23 protein-coding genes and 1 tRNA gene are annotated in these 18,133 nt (G+C 73.2%); 16 read left to right on the top strand and 8 right to left on the bottom strand.

Annotated features, from left to right (window positions below; genetic code table 11):
• Nucleotides 1-38: 38 nt before the first annotated feature.
• The 4 genes from FXF50_RS16515 to FXF50_RS16490 all read left to right on the top strand — a co-directional run bounded on the left by FXF50_RS16515 (nt 39) and on the right by FXF50_RS16490 (nt 2,584).
• Nucleotides 39-115: transfer RNA gene (locus FXF50_RS16515), tRNA-Ile, on the top strand.
• Between the two features lie 247 nt (nt 116-362).
• On the top strand, nt 363-839 hold the full coding sequence (locus FXF50_RS16505) for a hypothetical protein (protein ID WP_148428749.1): 477 nt from the start codon (nt 363-365) through the stop codon (nt 837-839).
• Between the two features lie 545 nt (nt 840-1,384).
• Nucleotides 1,385-1,876: a hypothetical protein gene (locus tag FXF50_RS16495; RefSeq protein WP_148428747.1), complete on the top strand. Its 492-nt coding sequence runs from the start codon at nt 1,385-1,387 to the stop codon at nt 1,874-1,876.
• Between the two features lie 27 nt (nt 1,877-1,903).
• Nucleotides 1,904-2,584: a uridylate kinase gene (locus tag FXF50_RS16490; protein WP_148428745.1), complete on the top strand. Its 681-nt coding sequence runs from the start codon at nt 1,904-1,906 to the stop codon at nt 2,582-2,584.
• A 16-nt stretch (nt 2,585-2,600) separates the two neighbouring features.
• Here FXF50_RS16490 and FXF50_RS16485 read toward each other — a convergent pair whose 3' ends face one another.
• Nucleotides 2,601-3,569 carry a Clp protease N-terminal domain-containing protein gene (locus FXF50_RS16485; RefSeq protein ID WP_148428743.1) on the bottom strand — a complete coding sequence of 323 codons (969 nt, stop codon included), beginning with the start codon at nt 3,567-3,569 and terminating at the stop codon, nt 2,601-2,603.
• A 93-nt stretch (nt 3,570-3,662) separates the two neighbouring features.
• Between FXF50_RS16485 and FXF50_RS16480 the strand changes: the two genes are divergently transcribed.
• On the top strand, nt 3,663-4,592 hold the full coding sequence (locus FXF50_RS16480) for an inositol-3-phosphate synthase (RefSeq protein WP_255510061.1): 930 nt from the start codon (nt 3,663-3,665) through the stop codon (nt 4,590-4,592).
• A gap of 33 nt (nt 4,593-4,625) precedes the next feature.
• Here FXF50_RS16480 and FXF50_RS16475 read toward each other — a convergent pair whose 3' ends face one another.
• A complete protein-coding gene (locus tag FXF50_RS16475; protein WP_255510060.1) occupies nt 4,626-5,015 on the bottom strand; it encodes a pyridoxamine 5'-phosphate oxidase family protein in 390 nt (129 codons plus the stop codon).
• 83 nt (nt 5,016-5,098) lie between these two features.
• Between FXF50_RS16475 and FXF50_RS16470 the strand changes: the two genes are divergently transcribed.
• The 4 genes from FXF50_RS16470 to FXF50_RS16455 all read left to right on the top strand — a co-directional run bounded on the left by FXF50_RS16470 (nt 5,099) and on the right by FXF50_RS16455 (nt 6,956).
• Nucleotides 5,099-5,542 (top strand): DUF5990 family protein, encoded by a 444-nt coding sequence (locus FXF50_RS16470; RefSeq protein WP_148428736.1) that lies wholly within the window; start codon nt 5,099-5,101, stop codon nt 5,540-5,542.
• A gap of 125 nt (nt 5,543-5,667) precedes the next feature.
• Entirely contained in the window at nt 5,668-6,066 is a 399-nt protein-coding gene (locus FXF50_RS16465) for a hypothetical protein (RefSeq protein WP_148428734.1), read from the top strand.
• A 32-nt stretch (nt 6,067-6,098) separates the two neighbouring features.
• Complete coding sequence (locus FXF50_RS16460) at nt 6,099-6,716, top strand: biliverdin-producing heme oxygenase (RefSeq protein ID WP_148428732.1); 618 nt, start codon at nt 6,099-6,101, stop codon at nt 6,714-6,716.
• Nucleotides 6,717-6,842: 126 nt separating this feature from the next.
• On the top strand, nt 6,843-6,956 hold the full coding sequence (locus tag FXF50_RS16455; RefSeq protein WP_222866065.1) for a LuxR C-terminal-related transcriptional regulator: 114 nt from the start codon (nt 6,843-6,845) through the stop codon (nt 6,954-6,956).
• Here the strand turns inward: FXF50_RS16455 and FXF50_RS16450 are convergent.
• Complete coding sequence (locus FXF50_RS16450; RefSeq protein WP_148428730.1) at nt 6,947-7,528, bottom strand: TetR/AcrR family transcriptional regulator; 582 nt, start codon at nt 7,526-7,528, stop codon at nt 6,947-6,949. The two genes, FXF50_RS16455 and FXF50_RS16450, sit on opposite strands and share 10 nt — an antisense overlap.
• Before the next feature lie 71 nt (nt 7,529-7,599).
• Between FXF50_RS16450 and FXF50_RS16445 the strand changes: the two genes are divergently transcribed.
• Nucleotides 7,600-8,805, top strand: coding sequence for an FAD-dependent monooxygenase (locus FXF50_RS16445; protein WP_148428728.1), 1,206 nt, complete (start codon nt 7,600-7,602; stop codon nt 8,803-8,805).
• A 3-nt stretch (nt 8,806-8,808) separates the two neighbouring features.
• Here the strand turns inward: FXF50_RS16445 and FXF50_RS16440 are convergent, their stop codons facing one another.
• Nucleotides 8,809-9,336 (bottom strand): SRPBCC family protein, encoded by a 528-nt coding sequence (locus FXF50_RS16440; protein ID WP_148428726.1) that lies wholly within the window; start codon nt 9,334-9,336, stop codon nt 8,809-8,811.
• Nucleotides 9,337-9,338: 2 nt separating this feature from the next.
• The gene (locus tag FXF50_RS16435; protein ID WP_148428724.1) at nt 9,339-9,647 is read right to left on the bottom strand and encodes a helix-turn-helix transcriptional regulator; all 309 of its coding nucleotides are present in this window, start codon (nt 9,645-9,647) and stop codon (nt 9,339-9,341) included.
• Between the two features lie 87 nt (nt 9,648-9,734).
• Between FXF50_RS16435 and FXF50_RS16430 the strand changes: the two genes are divergently transcribed.
• A complete protein-coding gene (locus FXF50_RS16430; RefSeq protein ID WP_148428722.1) occupies nt 9,735-10,664 on the top strand; it encodes an LLM class F420-dependent oxidoreductase in 930 nt (309 codons plus the stop codon).
• A gap of 12 nt (nt 10,665-10,676) precedes the next feature.
• Here the strand turns inward: FXF50_RS16430 and FXF50_RS16425 are convergent, their stop codons facing one another.
• Nucleotides 10,677-10,874, bottom strand: coding sequence for a hypothetical protein (locus FXF50_RS16425; protein ID WP_255510059.1), 198 nt, complete (start codon nt 10,872-10,874; stop codon nt 10,677-10,679).
• 97 nt (nt 10,875-10,971) lie between these two features.
• On the opposite strand from FXF50_RS16425, the gene FXF50_RS16420 reads away from it, so the two are divergent.
• The 4 genes from FXF50_RS16420 to FXF50_RS16405 all read left to right on the top strand — a co-directional run bounded on the left by FXF50_RS16420 (nt 10,972) and on the right by FXF50_RS16405 (nt 14,980).
• Entirely contained in the window at nt 10,972-11,475 is a 504-nt protein-coding gene (locus FXF50_RS16420; RefSeq protein WP_148428720.1) for a PH domain-containing protein, read from the top strand.
• Nucleotides 11,472-12,698 carry an FAD-binding protein gene (locus tag FXF50_RS16415; RefSeq protein WP_148428718.1) on the top strand — a complete coding sequence of 409 codons (1,227 nt, stop codon included), beginning with the start codon at nt 11,472-11,474 and terminating at the stop codon, nt 12,696-12,698. Before FXF50_RS16420 ends, FXF50_RS16415 begins: the two co-directional genes overlap by 4 nt.
• 66 nt (nt 12,699-12,764) lie before the next feature.
• The gene (locus FXF50_RS16410; RefSeq protein ID WP_148428716.1) at nt 12,765-14,282 is read left to right on the top strand and encodes a hypothetical protein; all 1,518 of its coding nucleotides are present in this window, start codon (nt 12,765-12,767) and stop codon (nt 14,280-14,282) included.
• Nucleotides 14,279-14,980 (top strand): NUDIX hydrolase, encoded by a 702-nt coding sequence (locus FXF50_RS16405; protein ID WP_148428714.1) that lies wholly within the window; start codon nt 14,279-14,281, stop codon nt 14,978-14,980. The genes FXF50_RS16410 and FXF50_RS16405 overlap by 4 nt, the downstream gene beginning before the upstream one ends.
• Here the strand turns inward: FXF50_RS16405 and FXF50_RS16400 are convergent.
• Both FXF50_RS16400 and FXF50_RS16395 read right to left on the bottom strand, forming a co-directional pair.
• Nucleotides 14,977-16,119, bottom strand: a complete 1,143-nt coding sequence (locus FXF50_RS16400) for a site-2 protease family protein (RefSeq protein WP_148428712.1) — start codon at nt 16,117-16,119, stop codon at nt 14,977-14,979. The two genes, FXF50_RS16405 and FXF50_RS16400, sit on opposite strands and share 4 nt — an antisense overlap.
• Nucleotides 16,120-16,207: 88 nt before the next feature.
• The gene (locus FXF50_RS16395; protein WP_148428710.1) at nt 16,208-17,056 is read right to left on the bottom strand and encodes an alpha/beta hydrolase; all 849 of its coding nucleotides are present in this window, start codon (nt 17,054-17,056) and stop codon (nt 16,208-16,210) included.
• Between the two features lie 163 nt (nt 17,057-17,219).
• On the opposite strand from FXF50_RS16395, the gene FXF50_RS16390 reads away from it, so the two are divergent.
• Complete coding sequence (locus tag FXF50_RS16390) at nt 17,220-18,110, top strand: ABC transporter ATP-binding protein (RefSeq protein WP_148428708.1); 891 nt, start codon at nt 17,220-17,222, stop codon at nt 18,108-18,110.
• Nucleotides 18,111-18,133: the final 23 nt, after the last annotated feature.

Genomic DNA, 18,133 nt, shown 5'->3' with positions numbered 1-18,133 from the left:
GGTGATCCGTCGAGCGGGTTACGATCCGGCGCGGTAGCGGGGCGGTAGCTCAGCGGGTTAGAGCAGGGGACTCATAATCCCTCGGTCGCGGGTTCGAGTCCCGCCCGCCCCACCAGCGAAACGCCCTGGTCAGGCATGGTGCAGACGACCCGGGCGCACCGCGTCAAGATCCGGACCCACGCCCTCAGTCCGCGCTGAGTCCGCAGCAGCACGAGCCGCCGCCCGGTCGAGGCGGTCCGCCACCTGGTCCGGGTCCGGGGAGGCTGGACGGTCGGAGACTGCCCGACGAGGAGATCCGCCAGCGCGGCAAGGCAAGCTACCTGGTGATGAGGTAGGCACTTGATCTGCGCCAGACGCTAAAGATGACCAAGGATCAGATGATGCAAATCGTTCTGGACCCGCCGCGTGGAGCCGCTGGCGTGTCCGTTGGCATGGCTGTACCGGATGCCGAGCAAGTGTTGGCGGCACTTGCCGACTATGTTGGGCCCGGGCGCAGCAAGGGCAGCCGTGGGTTCGCGCACTATGCGAGCGGCATGTCAATCCAGGCCCACGATGACGGCGCTGGCAGGGTTGAAGCGGTCGAGATATACCGTCCGGATGATCCAACGGTGCAGGTCTTGTACCAAGGAATCTCGATCTTTGGCGAGGCGGCTCCGGTGATCGAAGAACGGCTAGCGCGTCACTTGCGCCTCGACACTATCGACGATGGGTTGACCGTCGTCGCACCAGAGGCATTCCTGGCGTTCGGTAAGTCGGTGTCCGTGTACGGCGATGAGGTCCGGTCGGGGTTCTTCGAGTCGGTTGTGGTTGCCGAGCCTGGTTACTACGGCAATCTCTGAGTGCCCTCGGTCGGCATCTAGTCCGCAAGAGCTCGACGGACAGCAGGGGGAGCGTTGTGAGACGTCGAGAGAGGCGTTTCCGCTGCTAGGCCCCCATGTGCTCAGCCGTCGGGGTGGTCGACTTGATTTCATAATCCCTCGGTCGCGAGTTCGAGTCCCGCCCGCCCCACCACGCGAAACGCCCTGCTGAGCCATGCTAGCGGCGACCCGGACGAGCGGGATCGACTACCGGCCTGCCTTGACGCAGTTCGGCTCGACGCTCGAACAGGTCATGGCGATCTTCTCCAACGTGCTTGACGTCGACGAGCACGGCCGGGTGACGAACGCGGACGATGCCGAGTGGCGCGCCGCGCAGTACATCCGCCGCGACTGCGACCGGAGTACACCGTCGAGCCGCCGTTCGAGGATTGGGAGCTGGAGCTGCCGTGACGACGGACGGGGCCGGGGATGGCAGGCTGACTCCGGATCGCTGCTCGCCGGAAGCCGTGTCGGAAAACCGCCACTGACGTGGGTCGATTCGATGGTCGACCGTAGGTTGCGTGGGTATGAGACTCAGACTCGCCCTTGCCGTCGTGACCGCGGCGCTGGCGTCCGTCATCGTCCTCCCGGCCGCCGCCGCCCAGGCCGCACCGGACAGCCTGGCCTGCGCCGCCGCGGGCAGTTACAGCCGCGTCGTCAACGGCACGCCGACGACCTTCTGGCTGGTCGGCTCCGTCAGCACCTATCGGTACTGGCACGTCGTCGAGGCCACCTCCGACACCTACCAGCGCAGCTACGTGGTGCGGTGCAGCGGCGAAACGATCGTCACCGCCACGGATCTGGCCGTGACCGCCACCGGCGGCGACCGCTGCGGCAGCACCTCAACCACCCAGTACCAGTACGTCGGCGCGCGGACCGGCCTCGAGCCGAACCCGGGCTGGCCAGGGTTCTACCTGGAGTACGAGTACCACTACTGGCACGTGAAGCGCTGGGTGTGGTCCGGGCTCTTCGGGTACTGGACCTACGACCACTCGGAACTCGCCCGCTGCCTGATCTGACACGGGACCTGTGGAAGGCGGCAGGACATGGACCAAGGCACCCGCGACGAGATGCTCGGCCGCCTGGCTGAGGCAGTTGCCTCCGTCACCGTCGCACACCCGACGCGGGTCGCTGTCGACGGACCGCCGGCGGCCGGCAAGACCACCCTCGCCGACGAGCTGGCCGTCGTCCTGCGCGGACAGGGCCGCGAAGTCATCCGCGGCACGATCGACGACTTCCTCTTCCCCCGGGCGCAGCGCTATCCGCGCGGCGAGTACTCGGCCGAAGGCTGCTACTTCGACACCCACGACTACGGCAGGCTGAACCGGGTTCTGCTGGCTCCGCTCGGCCCGGGCGGGGACCGACGGTTCCAGCACGCGGCCTACGACCGCACGGCGGATGCGGTGCTGTCCCCGCCGGTCACGACTGCCCCAGCCGACGCCGTGCTGGTCTTCGACGGCGTCTTCCTCATGCGCCCGGAACTGGTTGACCGGTGGGAGCTGCGCATCTTCGTGTCGACAGCGCTCGACAAGACCGTGGATCGTGCCGTGATCCGGGAGCGCCAGGTGTCAACTCGGGCCGAGGTCGAACGGCGCTGGCGCGAGCGTTACATCCCCGCCCAACAGCTCTACTTCGCTGCGGTCCGCCCGACCGATCACGCCGACATCATCGTGCACAACGACGAGCCCCAGCAGCCGATCTGGGAGCACCACACCCGAACACACTGACCGCCACGTCGGCCCGCTACCCGGCCGGTGGGTGCCACGCCGCGGGTGCGGCACGAAGGTCCTGCTCGACCCGCGCCCGTACCGCCGTCGGGTCGACGCCGAGGTCGCGCAGCACGGCGCTGCCGTCACCGGCGTCGTCTTCGATCAGCGCGAGCAGGAGGTGACTCGTGCCCGTGTCGGGGTGCCGGTAGGCGAGCGAGATCTCCATGGCCCGCGCCATGGCGGTGACGGCGTCGGTGCCCGTGAACGGGTCGCCCGGGCGCTGGTTGCTCAGCTGCTCGGTGAGCACCTCGGCCGGCGGCTCCTCCGGGCCGCCGCGCCGTGCCGCCAGCACGCGGAGGCGGTGGGCGTCGACGCCGTGGCTACGCAGGACGGCCGCGCCCCGGTTGCGGCTGGAGTGGTGGGCGGGTACCGGGATCCGGGCCGCTTCGAGGGTGGCGTCATGGGTGAGCATCGCGAGCAGGAGGTGCGGCGGCCCGATCACGTCATGGCCGAGCCGGATCGCCTGGCGTTTCGCCTCGGAATCGACTCCGGCCAGGATCGGGCCGAGGCGGCTGAGCCGGGACACACCCGCGAAGAACCGTCCCGCGACGCGGTCGATCAGCGAACCGGACCGGGGCCAGAGGGCCAACCGCACGTCGTCGAGATCCGGATGAGGCTCGTCGGTCCGTCGCATCGCCGGTTCGGTGCGCAACCGGTCGATGGCCGACAGCCGCGCGTACTCGTGGGGAAAGAGGTAGTTGGTCCCGTCGTAGCCGCGCAGTCGCAGCATGCCGAGCACGAGATGGGACAGGTTGGCGAAGGGCGTGCCGGTGTCGCGTGCGGCGTGCAGCGCGCCGGCCAGGGTGACACGGACACCATTCGTCCATGGTGGACGCGCGTCACCTGCTCGCCGGGCCGCCAGTTCGGCCGGCGACGGAACCGCCACTCGCATCGGCATCGCGCCGAGCGCGACGAAGGGTCGCTGCTCCTCGTGCGGCGGCACTGGTCCTCCATGTTCGGGCGGAATGGCCTGACTCGCTGACGCAATGGTGCCTCCTCCCGGCTCGCGCGTACCCTTCGTGCCGTGATCAACAACGTGAAGGTCGCGGTCGTCGGCGTCGGCAACAACACCTCGGCGCTCGTGCAGGGGATCGCCTTCCACCGCAGCACCGGCAGCCTTGTGGGCATCCACCAGCCGGAGATAGCGGGGCTGGGGGTCGGCGACATCGACGTCGTCGCGGCCTTCGCCCGCTCCGAGGGCAAGGTCGGCAAGGACCTGCACGAGGCGATCTTCGTACCGCCCAACAACTTCCCGCGGCTCGACGTGGGGTTGCCGCCCGCGGGCGTGACGGTGCAGCCCGGTCTCGTCGACTCGACGGGGATCGAGCGGGTGGCACACGCGCTGGAGGGCGCCGAGGTGCTGCTCTATTCCGCGCCGAGCGGCAGGCCGGAAACCGCCCACGCGTACGCCGAGGCAGCCCTGCGGGCGGGCGTGGCGTTCGTGAACACCACCTCGGACGCGGTCGCCAGGGAACCGTTGTGGCTCACGCGATTTGAGGAGGCCGGCCTGCCGCTGCTCGGCGACGACCTGGCCAGCCAGTTCGGCACCTCCGTGGTGCACCGCGCACTGCTGCGTTTGCTCGAGGAGCGCGGGCTCACCCTGGTCAGCTCCTACCAGGTGAATCTGGGGGGTACGGAGGACTTCCGCAACCTGGTCGAGAACTCCAACACCAAGGCGCAGTCCAAACTGAACGCCGTCGGATCCGACAAGGTGCAGATGGCGCCCCTCGGATACCTCCCGCACCTGGGATCCCAGAAGATCGCCCACCTCAACGTCGAAGCGCAGGGTTGGGGCGGGACAGCGGTGAGCCTGGACGTGCGGCTGAAGGTGCATGACCCGAGTGGCGCGGCCGGTGTCAACATCGACCTGATCCGGATGGCCGCCACCGCTCTGCGGTCCGGCCGCGGCGGCTACCTCGCCGAGGCGGCGTCGTTCCTGAAGTCCCCACCCGGGACGGCGATCTGATGACGCTGGAGGTTCGCCGCACGAGGTGACGGCTCACTGAGCCGTGCCCGCGAGCAGCCACCGTCGGACCGGAACCTCCAGCAACACCCGTTCACCCTCCGGCGCCCCGACGTCCCATCCCTCGTACTTGCTCGCGAACGCCTCGACGACCGTGGTGGGGAAGTCGCCGCGGTGCAGGTGGGCGACGCCCTCGGCCACCACGGGTGAGGTCCCGTCCTCCAGGGCCAGGGACACGCGCGGGTCGCCCTCCAGATTCCGGGCCTTGACGCTGCGAGCGTCGCAGCCGATCCACCAGATGCCGTCGGCGTAGAGGAACCAGACCGGCGTCACGTGGGGAGACCCGTCGGGGCGCACCGTGCACAGCCACACGTTCCGCTCGTCGGCCAGCCGGGTCTCGACGTCGGGCGGGAGAGGTGAGGTCACGCGGGAAGTGGACCACATTCGGGACAGGCGCGGATGCCACCGTGCGGGCCGCCGCCGCGGACCGGGAGACCTAGAGTCGGGGAATGCTGATCCGGATCGAGGGCAGCGACCTGCCGGGCCGGCGTACCGGCGGGGAGGCGGACCTGCTGCGGCTCCGCAACGTGCACGTGGGGATGCAGCGCAAGGCCGAGGTGGTCGACCTGGTGCCCGCCGACGCGCGGGAAGCGGCCTGGCAGTTCGAGGTCACCAGCCGCGAGGTGGACGGCCTGCTCGACGTCGGTGGGCCGTGGGTGCACGGCCGCCCGGGGGCGCGGTTCCTCTACCTCAGCTGGGGGTCGGTGACGGAGGACCGATTCGAGATGTTCCGTCGGGCGAAGCTCCTGTTCGGTGACATCCCGGGGAAGGTGCTGCGCGCCGGTCACGAGGGGGGCGGTGTGCTGGTGGGCCGGCTCCCGTTGACGGACGCCGAAGGTGGGCCGGTCTGTGCCCGGGTCCGGCCACCCGGCATCCGCTGGACCGTGGAGTGACGGGTGCGCAAACCCCTCCCGTGCGGCCCGAGGTGCGGATTCTGCCGCCGTAGCGACCACCAGTGCGTCCCGATCCGAGTACGGATGCTCATTCCTGTGGCGTCGTGACGCGGCAGGATCGGGCCGTGACGAAGACGACGCGTACCCTGCTCGGCGGCCTGCTTCTGGCGGCCGCGACGGTCGGGGCCTGGTGGGCCTGGCTGGGCTGGGAGTCGGGTTACACGGTCGACCCGGAGACCGGCGCGACCAGCGGCCCGTACGCGGTCTGGCAGGTGGCTGCCGCCGTGCTCACCCTGATCGTGATCGCGGCCGTCGGGGGCTGGTTCTGGAGCCCGTGGCTGGTGGCGCCGGTGATGACGGTGGCGTTCACCGCGGTCTGGGCGGCGCGGGCCGCGTCGACGGACGCCAGCGGGCTCTGGGCGGTGGGGGCGGCGATGGTCGCCATCGGCATGGCCATCGGGGCGACCGTGGTCAGCGGCGGTGCCGCCTGGCTGCGGCGCCGCGGTGGCGCCCCCGCCCGCTGAGGAGCCGACCGCCCGGCGGGCATACTTGCCGGATGTCTGAGCAGGCCCGCCGCGCGCGACCGGAGGTACTGTCGCCGATGCTGGCCGCGTTGCGGACCGGCACCCGCGACCACCATCTTGCGCTGGAACGCGACCTCGACCTGCCCGGCCGGATCCGGACCCGGGCCGACCTGGCGGCCGTGCTCTCGGCGCTGCTCGCCGCGTGGGCTCCGCTGGAACGCGACCTGGCCGCCGCGGACTGGTCGGGGCTGCGGCTCGACCCCCGGCTCGGCGCGGCGACCGGCCTGCTCCGCGCCGACCTGGCCGCCCTCGACGCCGCGCCTCCGTCCGGCGCCGGCTGGGGGGACGGCGGTGTCCGGTTCGACACCCTGGCCCGGGCGGTCGGCGGCCGGTACGTGCTGCTCGGCAGCGCGCTGGGCGGCAGTGTCATCGCCCCCGTGGTGGAACGGCGGCTCGGCCTCGCCGAGGGCGAGGCGACCGGGTTCTTCCGGCGCAGCGGCCGCGCGCCGGGGCGCGACTGGCGGGACTTCCGCGTGGCGCTGACCGCCCGCGACTGGTCCCCGGCGGAGCTGGCCGAGGCGGCCGAGGCCGCCCGCGCCACCTTCACCTTCGTCGGCCGGACCGCCGCGCCGCTCCTCCGCGCGGCCTGACCGCCCGCGCGCGCCGTCCCCACCCTCGTCCGCCGGACCGCCGCGCCGCTGCTCGGCGCCGGCCATGCGCGGGAACCCGGCGGAGAAGCGGTCGTCTCGATGTCCGCCGCCTGACACGCGGCGACGCTGAGTCCGAAGACCGTCCGCAACCACCTGTCGAACGTGCTGGCCAAGCTCCAGGTGGCCGACCGCGCCCAGGCCATCGTCCGGGCCCGGGATGCGGGCCTCGGTCAGCCCTGACCGAACTCGGTGCTGAGGGCTCGCAGCGCGCGGGTCAGCTCGCGCGCCGAGGGCGCCGCCGCCGGGTCGACCAACCACTGGGCCGCGACGCCGCCGATCAGCGCCTGGTGGAAGGCGCCGAGGGCGAGCGCGGTCGACTCGTCGAGGGCCGGGTCGAGCCGGTGGAAGACCTGGGCCAGCCCGAGCCGGGCCTGACGGGTGACCCCGGCGAACGCCTCCCGCAGCTCGGGCGCGCGGTCCAGCTGCGCGATCAGCTCGAACTGGACGGCCCAGAGCGGCCGGAGCCGGGCGAACGACTCGATGATCCGCTCCCAGGCCGCCTCGAAGCGCTGCTCGGGCGTGGCCTCCGGCCCGGCGTCCTCGGCGAGGGCACGTGCCAGCTCCTCGCCCCACTCGGCCAGGGCCTCCACGAGCGCCTCGTTGAGCAGCGCCTTCGTGGTGCGGAAGTGGTAGCCGATGGCGGCCAGGCTGGTGCCGGCCGCGCCGGCCACGTCGCGGGCCGTGGTGGCCGCGTAGCCCTTCTCCATGAGGCAGCGCTTGGCCCCGGCGAGCAGGTCCTCCCGATTTCCCATGCCGGCAGCGTAGCGGATTCCTTGAACAAGCGTCTTGCACAAGCGTCTAACACGCTTGTACCGTCGGTGGCATGACTGACGTCCTGATCTCCGGCGCCGGTGTCGCCGGCCCCACACTCGCCTGGTGGCTGCGCCGCCACGGCTTCCGCCCCACCGTCGTCGAGCGCGCCCCGGCGCTGCGCGACGGGGGCTACAAGGTGGACGTCCGGGGCGCGGCGCTGACCGTCCTGGACCGGATGGGCCTCCGTGAGCAGGTGCGCCGGCACGACACCGGGATGCGGCTGGCCCGCTTCGTGGACGCGTCCGGCAGGCAACTGGCCACCATGGACGCCGCGCTCTTCGGTGGCCGGGAGGGCGACGACGTCGAGCTCATGCGCGGCGACCTGGCTCGGCTGCTCGTCCAGGCCACCGGCGACGTGGAATACCTCTTCGGCGACTCGATCGCCGCCCTGGACCCGGCCGCCGACGGGGTGGACGTGACCTTCGCCGGGGGTGGGCGCCGCCGCTTCGACCTGGTCGTCGGCGCCGACGGGCTGCACTCGACCGTACGCCGGCTGGCGTTCGGCCCCGCGGCGGCGCACCTGCGCCCGCTCGGGCACCACATCGCGATCTGCACCGTCCCCGCCGGGTTCGGCGAGGAGCGGGTCGAGCTGATGCACCCGGCGCCGGGCCGCACCGTCGGCGTCTACCGCACCGCCGGCGCGCCCGACGCCCGCGCGCTGTTCCTCTTCCCCTCGCCCGCCGAGGAGCCCGACCACCGGGACCTGCCCGCCCAGCGGGCGGCGCTGGCCCGGGCGTTCGGCGGGGCCGGCTGGCGGGTGCCCGAGCTGCTCGCCGCCGCCCACGACGCGCCGGACTTCTACTTCGCACCGATGAGCCAGGTGCGGATGGACCGCTGGTCCGCCGGCCGGGTCGGGCTGGTCGGCGACGCCGGCTACGGCCCGTCGCCGGCCTCCGGGCAGGGCACCAGCCTCGGGCTGGTCGGGGCGTACGTGCTGGCCGCCTCGCTGGCCGAGGCCGGCGGGGACCCGGTCGCCGGGTTCGCCGGGTACGAGCGCCGGATGCGCCCGTTCGTCGCGGCGAACCAGCGCCTCGCCGAGCGCAACCTCAAGGGGATGGTGCTCTCCTCGGCCGCGCAGATCCGGTTCCAGACGCTGATGCTGCGCCTCATGCCGCGCCTGCCCGGCCGGGAGCGGATGATCAGCCGGGTCACCGAGCCGATCCGCCGCGCCGCCACCGCGATCACCCTGCCGGACGCCCCGGCGGCCGCGCGCTGACCGTCAGTCCGTCAGGCGCTCCTCGTACGCGGCGCGCAGGTCGTCCCAGCCGAACTCCTTCGCCTCGGCGCCCCGGATCGGGCCGACCGGGTCGCCGTCGAGCAGGTGGCCGGCCACGTCGAGGCAGAGGTGCCAGCCGGCGGCCATGCTCGCGCCCAGGGCGCGGTCGTCGAAGCGGTGCCGCAGGGTGAGGCGGGTGCCGGTCGCCGTGCCGGCCAGTTCCCAGCGCAGCAGACCGTCGCCCCAGGTGTATTCGAGGAGGCGGGGTGGCTCGGCGCGCCGCACGGTGGCCGGGGCCGGCCAGCTCCGCTCGCCGTCGACGGTGCTCAGCGTGACGGCGCCGGGCGTGCCCAGGTCGCGGTCGGCCAGGAAGGGCGCCCACTGGGCGAGCCGGTCCGGCTCGGTGAGCGCCGCCCACACCTTCTCCGGCGGATGCCGCAGGTCGCGGACGAGGATCAGGTCCCACCGGTCGCCGGCCGCCGCCCAGGAGACGTCGGCGAGCGGGCCGGGCCGGAAGCTGTCGCGGTCCATGGTCACTCCTGACTGTCGAGATGGCGTTCCAGGGCGTCGAGGTGGTCGGTCCACATCCGCCGGTACGGCCCGAGCCAGTCGTCCACGGCGCGCAGCGGGCGGACGTCGATGCGGTAGATCCGCTGCTGGGCGGCGGTGCGGCAGCTGACCAGGCCAGCCTCGCGCAGCACCTTGAGGTGCTTGGAGACGGCCGGCTGGCTCATGCCGAGCGAGGCCACGAGGTCGCCGACGCTGCTCTCCGACCGGCGCAGCCGGTCGAGGATGCGGCGCCGGGTGGGCTCGGCCAGCACGGCGAAGGCATCCCCGGACACGTCCCCAATATGCCTCGGTGCTCATATGCCTGTCAAGGAATACAAAGCACGGCCGCGGCGGGCCGGCCGGCTTCCTATGCTCGGGACATGGAACTGCGGATCTTCACCGAACCCCAGCAGGGCGCGAGCTACGACCAGCTGCTCGCCGTGGCGCGCCAGGCGGAGGAGACGGGCTTCGGCGCCTTCTTCCGCTCCGACCACTACCTGAAGATGGGCTCGGTGAGCGGCGACCCGGGCCCGACCGACGCCTGGACCACCCTCGCCGGCCTGGCCCGGGACACCAGGAGCATCCGGCTCGGCACCCTGATGACCGCGGCCACCTTCCGGCTCCCCGGCCCGCTCGCCATCACCGTCGCCCAGGTCGACCAGATGAGCGGCGGCCGGGTCGAGCTGGGCATCGGCGCCGGCTGGTTCGCCGAGGAGCACACCGCGTACGGCATCCCGTTCCCGCCGCTGGGGGAGCGGTTCGACCGGCTGGAGGAGCAGCTCGCCGTCATCACCGGGCTCTGGGACACGCCTTCCGGGTCGACCTTCGACTTCCCCGGCAAGTACTACCCGGTCAGCGACTCACCGGCGCTGCCCAAGCCCGTCCAGCAGCCGCGCCCGCCGATCCTGCTCGGCGGCATGGGCCCGAAGCGGACGCCCCGCCTGGCGGCCCGCTACGCCGACGAGTTCAACCTGCCGTTCGCCTCGGTCGAGGACTCGGCGGCGCAGTTCCAGCGGGTGAAGGACGCCTGCGCCGAGATCGACCGGGACCCCGCCACCATGACCTGGTCCAACGCCCTGGTGCTCTGCTGCGGCCGGGACGACGCCGAGGTGGCCCGGCGCGCCGCGGCGATCGGCCGGGAGCCCGCCGAGCTGCGCGAGAACGGCGCCGCCGGCACGCCCGCCGAGGTCGTCGACAAGCTCGGTCGGTACGCGGAGATCGGCAGCGAGCGGGTCTACCTCCAGGTGCTCGACCTGGCCGACCTGGACCACCTGGAGCTGGTCGCCGCCGAGGTGATGCGGCAGGTGTGAGCGCGCGAGGGCTCAGCGGGCCGGCCCGGCGGCCCGGGGCGGCGGCCCCGGGTGGGGGATCGGGTCCGGCTCCGGCTCCGGGGCCGGCGGCGGCGCCGGGGCCGTGGCGTACTGCCCACCGGCCGGATCGGGGCCCACGCCGGTCGGGTCGATCTCCTCCTCCGACGGATACACGTCGCCGCGGAGGGTCGGGTCGCGGTAGCTGCTCATGTCCACAGAGTGCCCTACCGGACGGCGGGGCAACCCCGGCTTGCGCGATTGGCGGATGATGCACCCGGACACCGGGGACGGGAACGGGGGGAACGACGTGGAGCTGCACCGCAACCGAGGGGTCCTGCCGCTGGCCCTCGTCTGCGTGGCGGGCGGGGTGATGGTGCTCGCCGTGGCCGGTGACGGGCCGGTGCTGCGGATGCTGGTCGCCCTGGGCATCGTGGTGATCGGCGTCAAGGTCCTGGTCGGCGCGCTGCGTCCGTTCCGCTGCGTCCTCGGCCCCGAGGGGCTGGAGGTGCGCCGGCCGGGCCTGCGCGGGACGTACCGCTGGGAGCAGTTCGCGGCGCTCGCCGTCGACGACGCCGGCCGGCTGGTCGGCGTGCCGGGGTCCGGCCTGCCGCCGGGCCTGCCGGTGACCGCCCGGCACCCATGCGACGGCCGTCCCGCCGTCGAACTGCTCGACCTCCGCCAGGTGCGCGAGAGCCCCGACGAGGTGACGGCGGCGCTGACCCGGTACGCGGGCGACCGCTTCACCGACGCGCGCACCGGGCCGGCCGGCGCGGACGACGAGACCGGCACCGATCGGGAGGCCACCGCATGACCGGCAGCAACTGGGCGGGCAACGTCACCTGGTCGGCCAGGGCCCGCCACGAGCCGTCCACGCTGGACGAGCTGCGCCGGCTGGTGGCCGGCGCGGACCGGGTCCGGGCCGTGGGCACCGGACACTCGTTCAACCGGCTCGGCGACACCACCGGCGTGCAGGTGTCGGTGGCCGGGCTGCCGCCGACCGTCGCGCTCGACCGCGACCGGGGCACCGTCACCGTCGCCGCTGGAATGCGGTACGGCGACCTGGCCACCGCGCTGCACGCCGAGGGGTACGCGGTGGCGAACCTCGCCTCGCTGCCGCACATCTCGGTGGCCGGCGCGGTCGCCACCGCCACCCACGGCTCCGGGCCGGCCCACGGCAACCTGGCCACCGCCGTGGCCGCGCTGGAACTGGTCACCGCCGACGGCGACCTGCTCACCGTGGACCGCGCCGACCCCCGGTTCGCCGGGCTGGTGGTCCACCTCGGCGCGCTGGGCGTGGTCACCCGGCTCACCCTCGACGTGGTGCCGGCCTTCGAGGTGCGGCAGTACGTCCGGCTCGGCCTGCCCCGCGAGGCCCTGGACGACGCGCTCGACGCGGCCTACAGCGTGAGCGTCTTCACCGGCTGGCGGTCACCCCGGTTCGACCAGGTGTGGCTCAAGCAGCGTGCCGACCAGCCGCCGCCCCCGGCGGACTGGCTGGACACCCGGGCCGCCGACACGCTCCACCACCCGGTGCCCGGGATGCCGGCGGAGAACTGCACGGACCAGCTCGGCGTGCCCGGGCCGTGGCACGAGCGGCTGCCGCACTTCCGGCTCGGCTTCACCCCGAGCAGCGGTGACGAACTCCAGTCCGAGTGGCACCTGGCCCGCTCGGACGGCGCCGCGGCGCTGGCCGCGCTCGACCCGGCGGCCGAGCGGATCGCCGCCGTGCTCCAGGTCTGCGAGCTGCGTACGGTGGCCGCTGACGGGTTGTGGCTGAGCCCGAACCATGAGCGCGACAGCCTCGCCGTCCACTTCACCTGGGTGGGCGACCCCGTCGCGGTGGCGCCCGTGCTCGACGAGGTGGAGGAGCGGCTCGCGCCCTTCGCCCCGCGCCCCCACTGGGGCAAGCTCTTCGCCCGCGACCCGGCCACCGCCTATCCCCGCCACGACGACTTCCGCGCCCTGCTGCGCGAGTTCGACCCGGCCGGCAAGTTCCGCACCGCGTTGCTGGACCGTTACTTCCCGCGATACTGACCTACCAGCGAGTCACCCGTAGCCTATGGGCCGATCATCCATGGTGGACATCGGCGAGGGAGGACGATGGTGCAGGAACCCCCCGGCCCGGGCGGGCTGGTCCGCGTCGACAACCGGGCGCTGTCCCGGATCAGCGTCGTCGCCCAGTGCCTGGACAACCAGTGGGTCACCCGGGACCTGCTGGAACACATGGTGAGCCGGCGGCTCTCCTACGCGGAAGTGGAGCGCCGGCGGCGGCAGGACGCGCGGGCCGAGTACCTCCGGTCGATCCTCAACGCCGAGCAGGTCATCGTCAACCGGGCGTACTTCTTCAACAACCCGGTCGTCTACCAGGACTTCGCGGCGCGGGGTCCGCAACGCGAGGCGGTCCGGGCCCTGCTGGACGAGAGCGTGCTGGTGCCCTTCCTGCTCCGCGAGGGCTCACCGGCGGACGAGCCGCGGTTCACCGTCGACCCGATCGGCTGGGACGCCTGGCGGAGCCTGCTCGGCGACCTCGACACCATCCGGTGCCTGCGGCTGAGCTGGGACGACGCCGAGAACGAGGAGTGCACGCAGCGGCTCATGTTCGAGGAGTTCCACCGGTTCCTGCTGCAACTGCGCGGCTTCAACCTCGACGCCCTGCGCCGTGACCTCGGTCTGGACGGTGCGAGCATCCCGGCGCTGCGGGAGCGGCTGCGGGAGGTGACCCTGTGGGCGGCGGACACCGACCGGGCCGACCGGGAGGGGTTCTACCGGCAGTTCCTCGTCGAGCCGGGCAGCGACCCGGCGCAGGGCCGCTTCCGCTCCGCGCCGCTGGTGGCGGAACTCAAGCAGCTCATCGACCTCCGGTACAACACCACCGTCCCGGACGCGGTGGAGCGCTTCGCGCTGATCCCCACCGACTCGCTGCGACGGACCGCCCTCCAGGAGCGGCCGCCGGTGCGGGCCGCCCGCGCCGCCGGGGAGGGCGCTCCGCGGGCCGAGCTGAAGCAGCTCGTCGAGCTGCTCCGGACGCTGCGGCCCCAGGCGTTCGACCTGGCCCTGTCCCCGCTGCGCATCGACCTGACCGGGCTGGAACTGACGCACGTGCGACAGGCGCGGGACACCGACGAGTGGCGCGGCTACCTGGGCGCGCTGGAATCACTGCTCGACGACCCGACCGACTTCGTGGCCCGCGGCCAGGTGGTGTACGACCGCTACCTCGCCCTCGCGGGCCGGCTCGCGGAGATCGTCGGCGAGCGGCGGCGCAGCCGGATGCGGATCTGGCAGCCTGTCGTCCGGATCACCATCGAGGTTCTCGGCGCCTCCGCCTCGCTCATCTACGACGGCGATCCCCGGCTGGAGGTGATCGGCGACGTGGCCACCGAGGTCGCCTCCCGGGGCACCGACGCGGTGCTGCGCTTCGCCGTGGTCGGGCGCGACCAGCGCCGGGCCGAGAACGAGCTGGCCACCGGCATCGACGTCATGCGGGTCCGGCTGGAGCGGGCCCGCGAGGACTGGCGGGAACTCGTCGCTCGGCTCCGGGAGGGCGGCTTCCCCGTGGTCGACGGCGACGTCGAGCGGGACACCGAGCCGAACATCGACCGACCCCGGGAGGACACATGACCGGAGCCTCCGACGATCCCCGCTACCAGGAGCTGCGCGACCGGCTGCCGGAGCTGTTCGTCAACCCGCCGGGTGCCGCCGTGGAGATCCTCGACGACCCCGCCGAGGTGGCCGCCGCGGAACGGGCCAAGGCCGCCGCGCTGCGCGCCCGTGGGCTGCCCGAGGCGTGGGGCCGGACCGGGGTCGCGTACCAGGACGAGTGGCTGACGCTGCTGCGGGACCCGGTCCGGTTCCCCGGCGGCGGGCTCGGCACGTACATCCGCGCGGTCTCGATGGGCGGCGCGTACGGGGTGGTGCTCCTGCCGGTGCTCGACGGCGCCGTGGTGCTCATCGAGCACTTCCGGCACGCCACCCGGCGGTGGCACCTGGAGGCGCCCCGCGGGTTCGGCGAACCGGATGTCCCGGCCGAGGAGCAGGCGGCCCGGGAGTTGCGCGAGGAGATCGGCGTGGAGGCCGTCCGCCTGGTCGACCTGGGCCTGCTGCACCCGGACACCGGCACCTCCACCGACGAGGTCCGGCTCTTCCTGGCCGAGGTGGCGGCGGTCGGGGAGCCCGACGCGCGGGAGGGCATCCGGGCCGTACGGCGCTGCCCGCCGGACGAGGTCGGCCGGCTCATCCGGGACGGGGTGGTGACCGACTCGTTCACCATCGCTGCCTGGACCCGGGCGCACCTGCGCGGCCTGCTGGGCGAGGGCTAGGAGCGGCCGGCGGTCATCTGTTCGCGCATGCTGCCGCGCTGCACCGCCCGGCTGATGTCGCTGGGCGAGACGATCCCGACCAGCCGCTGGTCGGTCACCACGAGCGCCCGGCCGTCGGCGCACTGGCCGAGCCGGGGGAGCAGGTCGGTGAGCTGCTCGTCCGGGTTGGCGAGCACCAGGTCGTCGGCCCGGCAGGAGACCTCGGCCAGGGTGGTCGAGGCGCGCCGGTCGGCCGGGATGCCGCGGACCCGGTCGAGGGTGACCAGCCCGACCGGCCGGCCCTCCTCGGTCAGCGGCAACGCCGAGTGCCGGTACGCGAAGAGGTAGCGGTCGACGAAGTCGGCCACGGTCATCTCCCCGGAGGCGGTCTGCGGCTGCGGCGTCATCACCTCGGCGACCCGGATGCCGCGCAGCGCGCTGCCCATCCGGGCCTGGCGTTCCTCCATGCCGGCGGCGCCGATCAGGAACCAGCCGATGAGCGCCAGCCAGAGCCCGCCGACTCCGCTGCCGGCCAGGAACTGCCAGAGCCCCAGCCCGATCAGCAGCGCGCCGAGGACCCAGCCGGCCCGGGCGGCCACCACCGACGCCTTCGTGCGGTCGCCGGTGGCCTTCCACACGGCCGCGCGCAGCAGCCGGCCGCCGTCGAGCGGGGCGGCCGGCAGCACGTTGAAGATCGCCAGGAGCACGTTGATGCCGGCCAGCCAGGACAGCGAGCCGAGCAGCAGGCCGTGCACGCCGGCCAGGGCGAGCAGCACCGCGATCGCGCCGAAGAACAGCCCGATGATCAGGCTGACCAGCGGCCCCACCCCGGCGATGCGCAGCTCGGCGCCCGGGTCGCGGGCCTCGCCCTTCAACTCGGAGACGCCGCCGAAGAGCCAGAGCGTGATCCCCTCGACGTCGATGCCGTTGCGCTTGGCGACCACCGCGTGAGCCACCTCGTGGGCGAGCAGGCCGAGGAAGAAGACCACCGCGGCGGCCAGCCCGGCGGCCACGTACGCCACGGCCGAGTGGCCCGGGTACGCGCGGGGGAACTGGCTCGCGGACAGCGCCCACGCGATCAGCAGGAAGATGACCAGGACGCTCCAGTTGACCCCGACGGGTACGCCCGCGATCCGGCCAAGCCGGAAGCTCGCCCTCATGTCCCCGTCATACCCGTCCCGGTCGGTGCCACACCAGGGCGCAAAGTCCCGGAGCTTCGTGTATCCCGGAGCTCCGATCCGGCCCGGTTCACCGGCGGGGGGCCGTGCTGACGACGGTGGGCGAGTACTCGTTCGCCGCCTCCACGGCCCACTCCAGCGCGAAGTCCGCCTCCTCCTCCCAGCCCGGCTCGCCGCCGACGAAGTGCGACCGCCCCGGGAACTCCCGGTAGCTGATGACCGCCGTCGAGCCGCGGTAGAGGTTGGCCACGGAGGAGGCCAGGGACGGCGGCACCACGTGGTCTTCACCGCCCGCCGTCACCAGCAGCGGCGCCCGGTCGGACCGCTTGGTGTCCACGGCCGTCGCCGAGTTCGGGTCCAGGTTGGCGAACGCACCCTCGAAGAAGACGTGGCCCGCGGCGGGCACCGCGTACCGCTCCCAGGAGGCGTCCGAGTACTCCGGGCTGATGGTGTTGCCGAAGGCGTAGCGGAAGTCCTCGCGGGTGAACGGCACCGCGCGGTGCCGGTTCGCCGGGTTGCGCAGGACGGCGAACCCGGAGCGCAGCGTGCTGAGCGGTAGCTTCAGCACGCCCTTCACCGGGGCGGGGTGCAGGCCGACGACGGCGGCGCCGAGGCCCCGGTCCCGCAGCAGTTGCGCGATGAGGCCGCCGAACGAGTGCCCCATGATGATCGGCGGCCGGGGCAGCCCGCGGATGATCGCCGTGTAGTGGTCGACGATCCCGGCGATCCGCTGCGCGGCGATCGGCGTCGGGTCCTCCCGCAACCGCTCGACGTCGACGTCCATCCCCGGCCAGGCCGGGGTGAGCACCTTGAAACCGCGCGCGGCGTACCGGTCGACCCAGTGCTCCCAGCTGCGTGAGGTCATCCAGAGACCGTGGATCAGCACGACCGTGTCGACCCGTCCCGTTGGTACGCCCATGCCCTGACCTCCCTGGTGCCGTGACGAATGGGCCGCGCCGTGGTTACCCGGCCCGGTCGCCCTCACGCCGGTCACCCTCCTCGTCGACCCCTGACAAATGTCACGGCCGGAAGATGACGGCCACTCCGGGGACCGGACCGCCGGTCCCCGGAGCATCGTTGTCATGACCGACACCCACCCTGCCGTCGAGCTCGCCGGACTCACCAAGACCTTCGGCCCGGTGACCGCCGTCGACGGGCTCGACCTCCGCATCGCCCCGGGCGAGGTGGTGGCCTTCCTCGGCCCCAACGGCGCCGGCAAGACCACCACCGTGGACATGCTGCTCGGGCTGGCCCGCCCGGACGCCGGCACCGTCCGGCTCTTCGGCGGGACGCCCGCCGACGCCGTCCGGCTCGGCCGGGTCGCCGCCGTGATGCAGACCGGCGGCCTGCTCAAGGACCTCACGGTCGCCGAGACGGTACGGATGACCGCGCACTTCTACGGCCACACCCGGCCGGCCGCCGAGGTGCTGGAGCGGGCCGGCATCGCCGACATCGCCGACCGGCCGGTGGGCAGGTGCTCCGGCGGCCAGCAGCAGCGGCTGCGCTTCGCCCTGGCGCTGCTGCCCGACCCCGACCTCATGGTGCTCGACGAGCCGACCACCGGGATGGACGTCGAGGGGCGCCGGGACTTCTGGCAGGCCATCCGGGCCGACGCCCGCTCCGGCCGCACCGTCCTGTTCGCCACCCACTACCTCGACGAGGCCGACGCGTACGCGGACCGGATCGTGCTGGTCCGCCAGGGCCGGGTGGTCGCAGACGGCACCACCGCCGAGATCAAGAACCTGGCGGCGGGCCGGGTGGTCCGGGCCACCCTGCCCGGCGCCGACCAGGCCGCCCTGGCGGCGCTGCCCGGCGTGCAGTCGGTCGAGGTGCGCGGCGACGCCGTGCTGGTCCACACCGAGGACTCCGACGCCGTCGCCCGGCACCTGCTGACCCGGACCCGGGCCCGGGACCTGGAGATCACCTCGCGCAACCTCGAGGACGCCTTCCTCGCCCTGACCACCGCCGCCTGACCGCCGACCGCGCCGAACCGGAG

It is taken from the genome of Micromonospora sp. AP08 (assembly GCF_008085935.1).
In the GTDB taxonomy this organism is placed as follows: Bacteria; Actinomycetota; Actinomycetes; order Mycobacteriales; family Micromonosporaceae; genus Micromonospora; species Micromonospora chersina.
This window is presented reverse-complemented; position numbering and strand designations above follow the sequence as displayed.

Bases quoted from the DNA above. Each gene is read 5' to 3' on its own strand.
- FXF50_RS16395 (WP_148428710.1), bottom strand. From the start codon at position 17,056: ATGGGCGTACCAACGGGACGGGTCGACACGGTCGTGCTGATCCACGGT.
- FXF50_RS16410 (WP_148428716.1), top strand. From the start codon at position 12,765: ATGGTGCAGGAACCCCCCGGCCCGGGCGGGCTGGTCCGCGTCGACAAC.
- FXF50_RS16495 (WP_148428747.1), top strand. From the start codon at position 1,385: ATGAGACTCAGACTCGCCCTTGCCGTCGTGACCGCGGCGCTGGCGTCC.
- FXF50_RS16445 (WP_148428728.1), top strand. From the start codon at position 7,600: ATGACTGACGTCCTGATCTCCGGCGCCGGTGTCGCCGGCCCCACACTC.
- FXF50_RS16490 (WP_148428745.1), top strand. From the start codon at position 1,904: ATGGACCAAGGCACCCGCGACGAGATGCTCGGCCGCCTGGCTGAGGCA.
- FXF50_RS16425 (WP_255510059.1), bottom strand. From the start codon at position 10,874: ATGAGCAGCTACCGCGACCCGACCCTCCGCGGCGACGTGTATCCGTCG.
- FXF50_RS16460 (WP_148428732.1), top strand. From the start codon at position 6,099: ATGTCTGAGCAGGCCCGCCGCGCGCGACCGGAGGTACTGTCGCCGATG.
- FXF50_RS16440 (WP_148428726.1), bottom strand. From the start codon at position 9,336: ATGGACCGCGACAGCTTCCGGCCCGGCCCGCTCGCCGACGTCTCCTGG.
- FXF50_RS16505 (WP_148428749.1), top strand. From the start codon at position 363: ATGACCAAGGATCAGATGATGCAAATCGTTCTGGACCCGCCGCGTGGA.
- FXF50_RS16430 (WP_148428722.1), top strand. From the start codon at position 9,735: ATGGAACTGCGGATCTTCACCGAACCCCAGCAGGGCGCGAGCTACGAC.
- FXF50_RS16450 (WP_148428730.1), bottom strand. From the start codon at position 7,528: ATGGGAAATCGGGAGGACCTGCTCGCCGGGGCCAAGCGCTGCCTCATG.
- FXF50_RS16405 (WP_148428714.1), top strand. From the start codon at position 14,279: ATGACCGGAGCCTCCGACGATCCCCGCTACCAGGAGCTGCGCGACCGG.
- FXF50_RS16415 (WP_148428718.1), top strand. From the start codon at position 11,472: ATGACCGGCAGCAACTGGGCGGGCAACGTCACCTGGTCGGCCAGGGCC.
- FXF50_RS16400 (WP_148428712.1), bottom strand. From the start codon at position 16,119: ATGAGGGCGAGCTTCCGGCTTGGCCGGATCGCGGGCGTACCCGTCGGG.
- FXF50_RS16470 (WP_148428736.1), top strand. From the start codon at position 5,099: ATGCTGATCCGGATCGAGGGCAGCGACCTGCCGGGCCGGCGTACCGGC.
- FXF50_RS16390 (WP_148428708.1), top strand. From the start codon at position 17,220: ATGACCGACACCCACCCTGCCGTCGAGCTCGCCGGACTCACCAAGACC.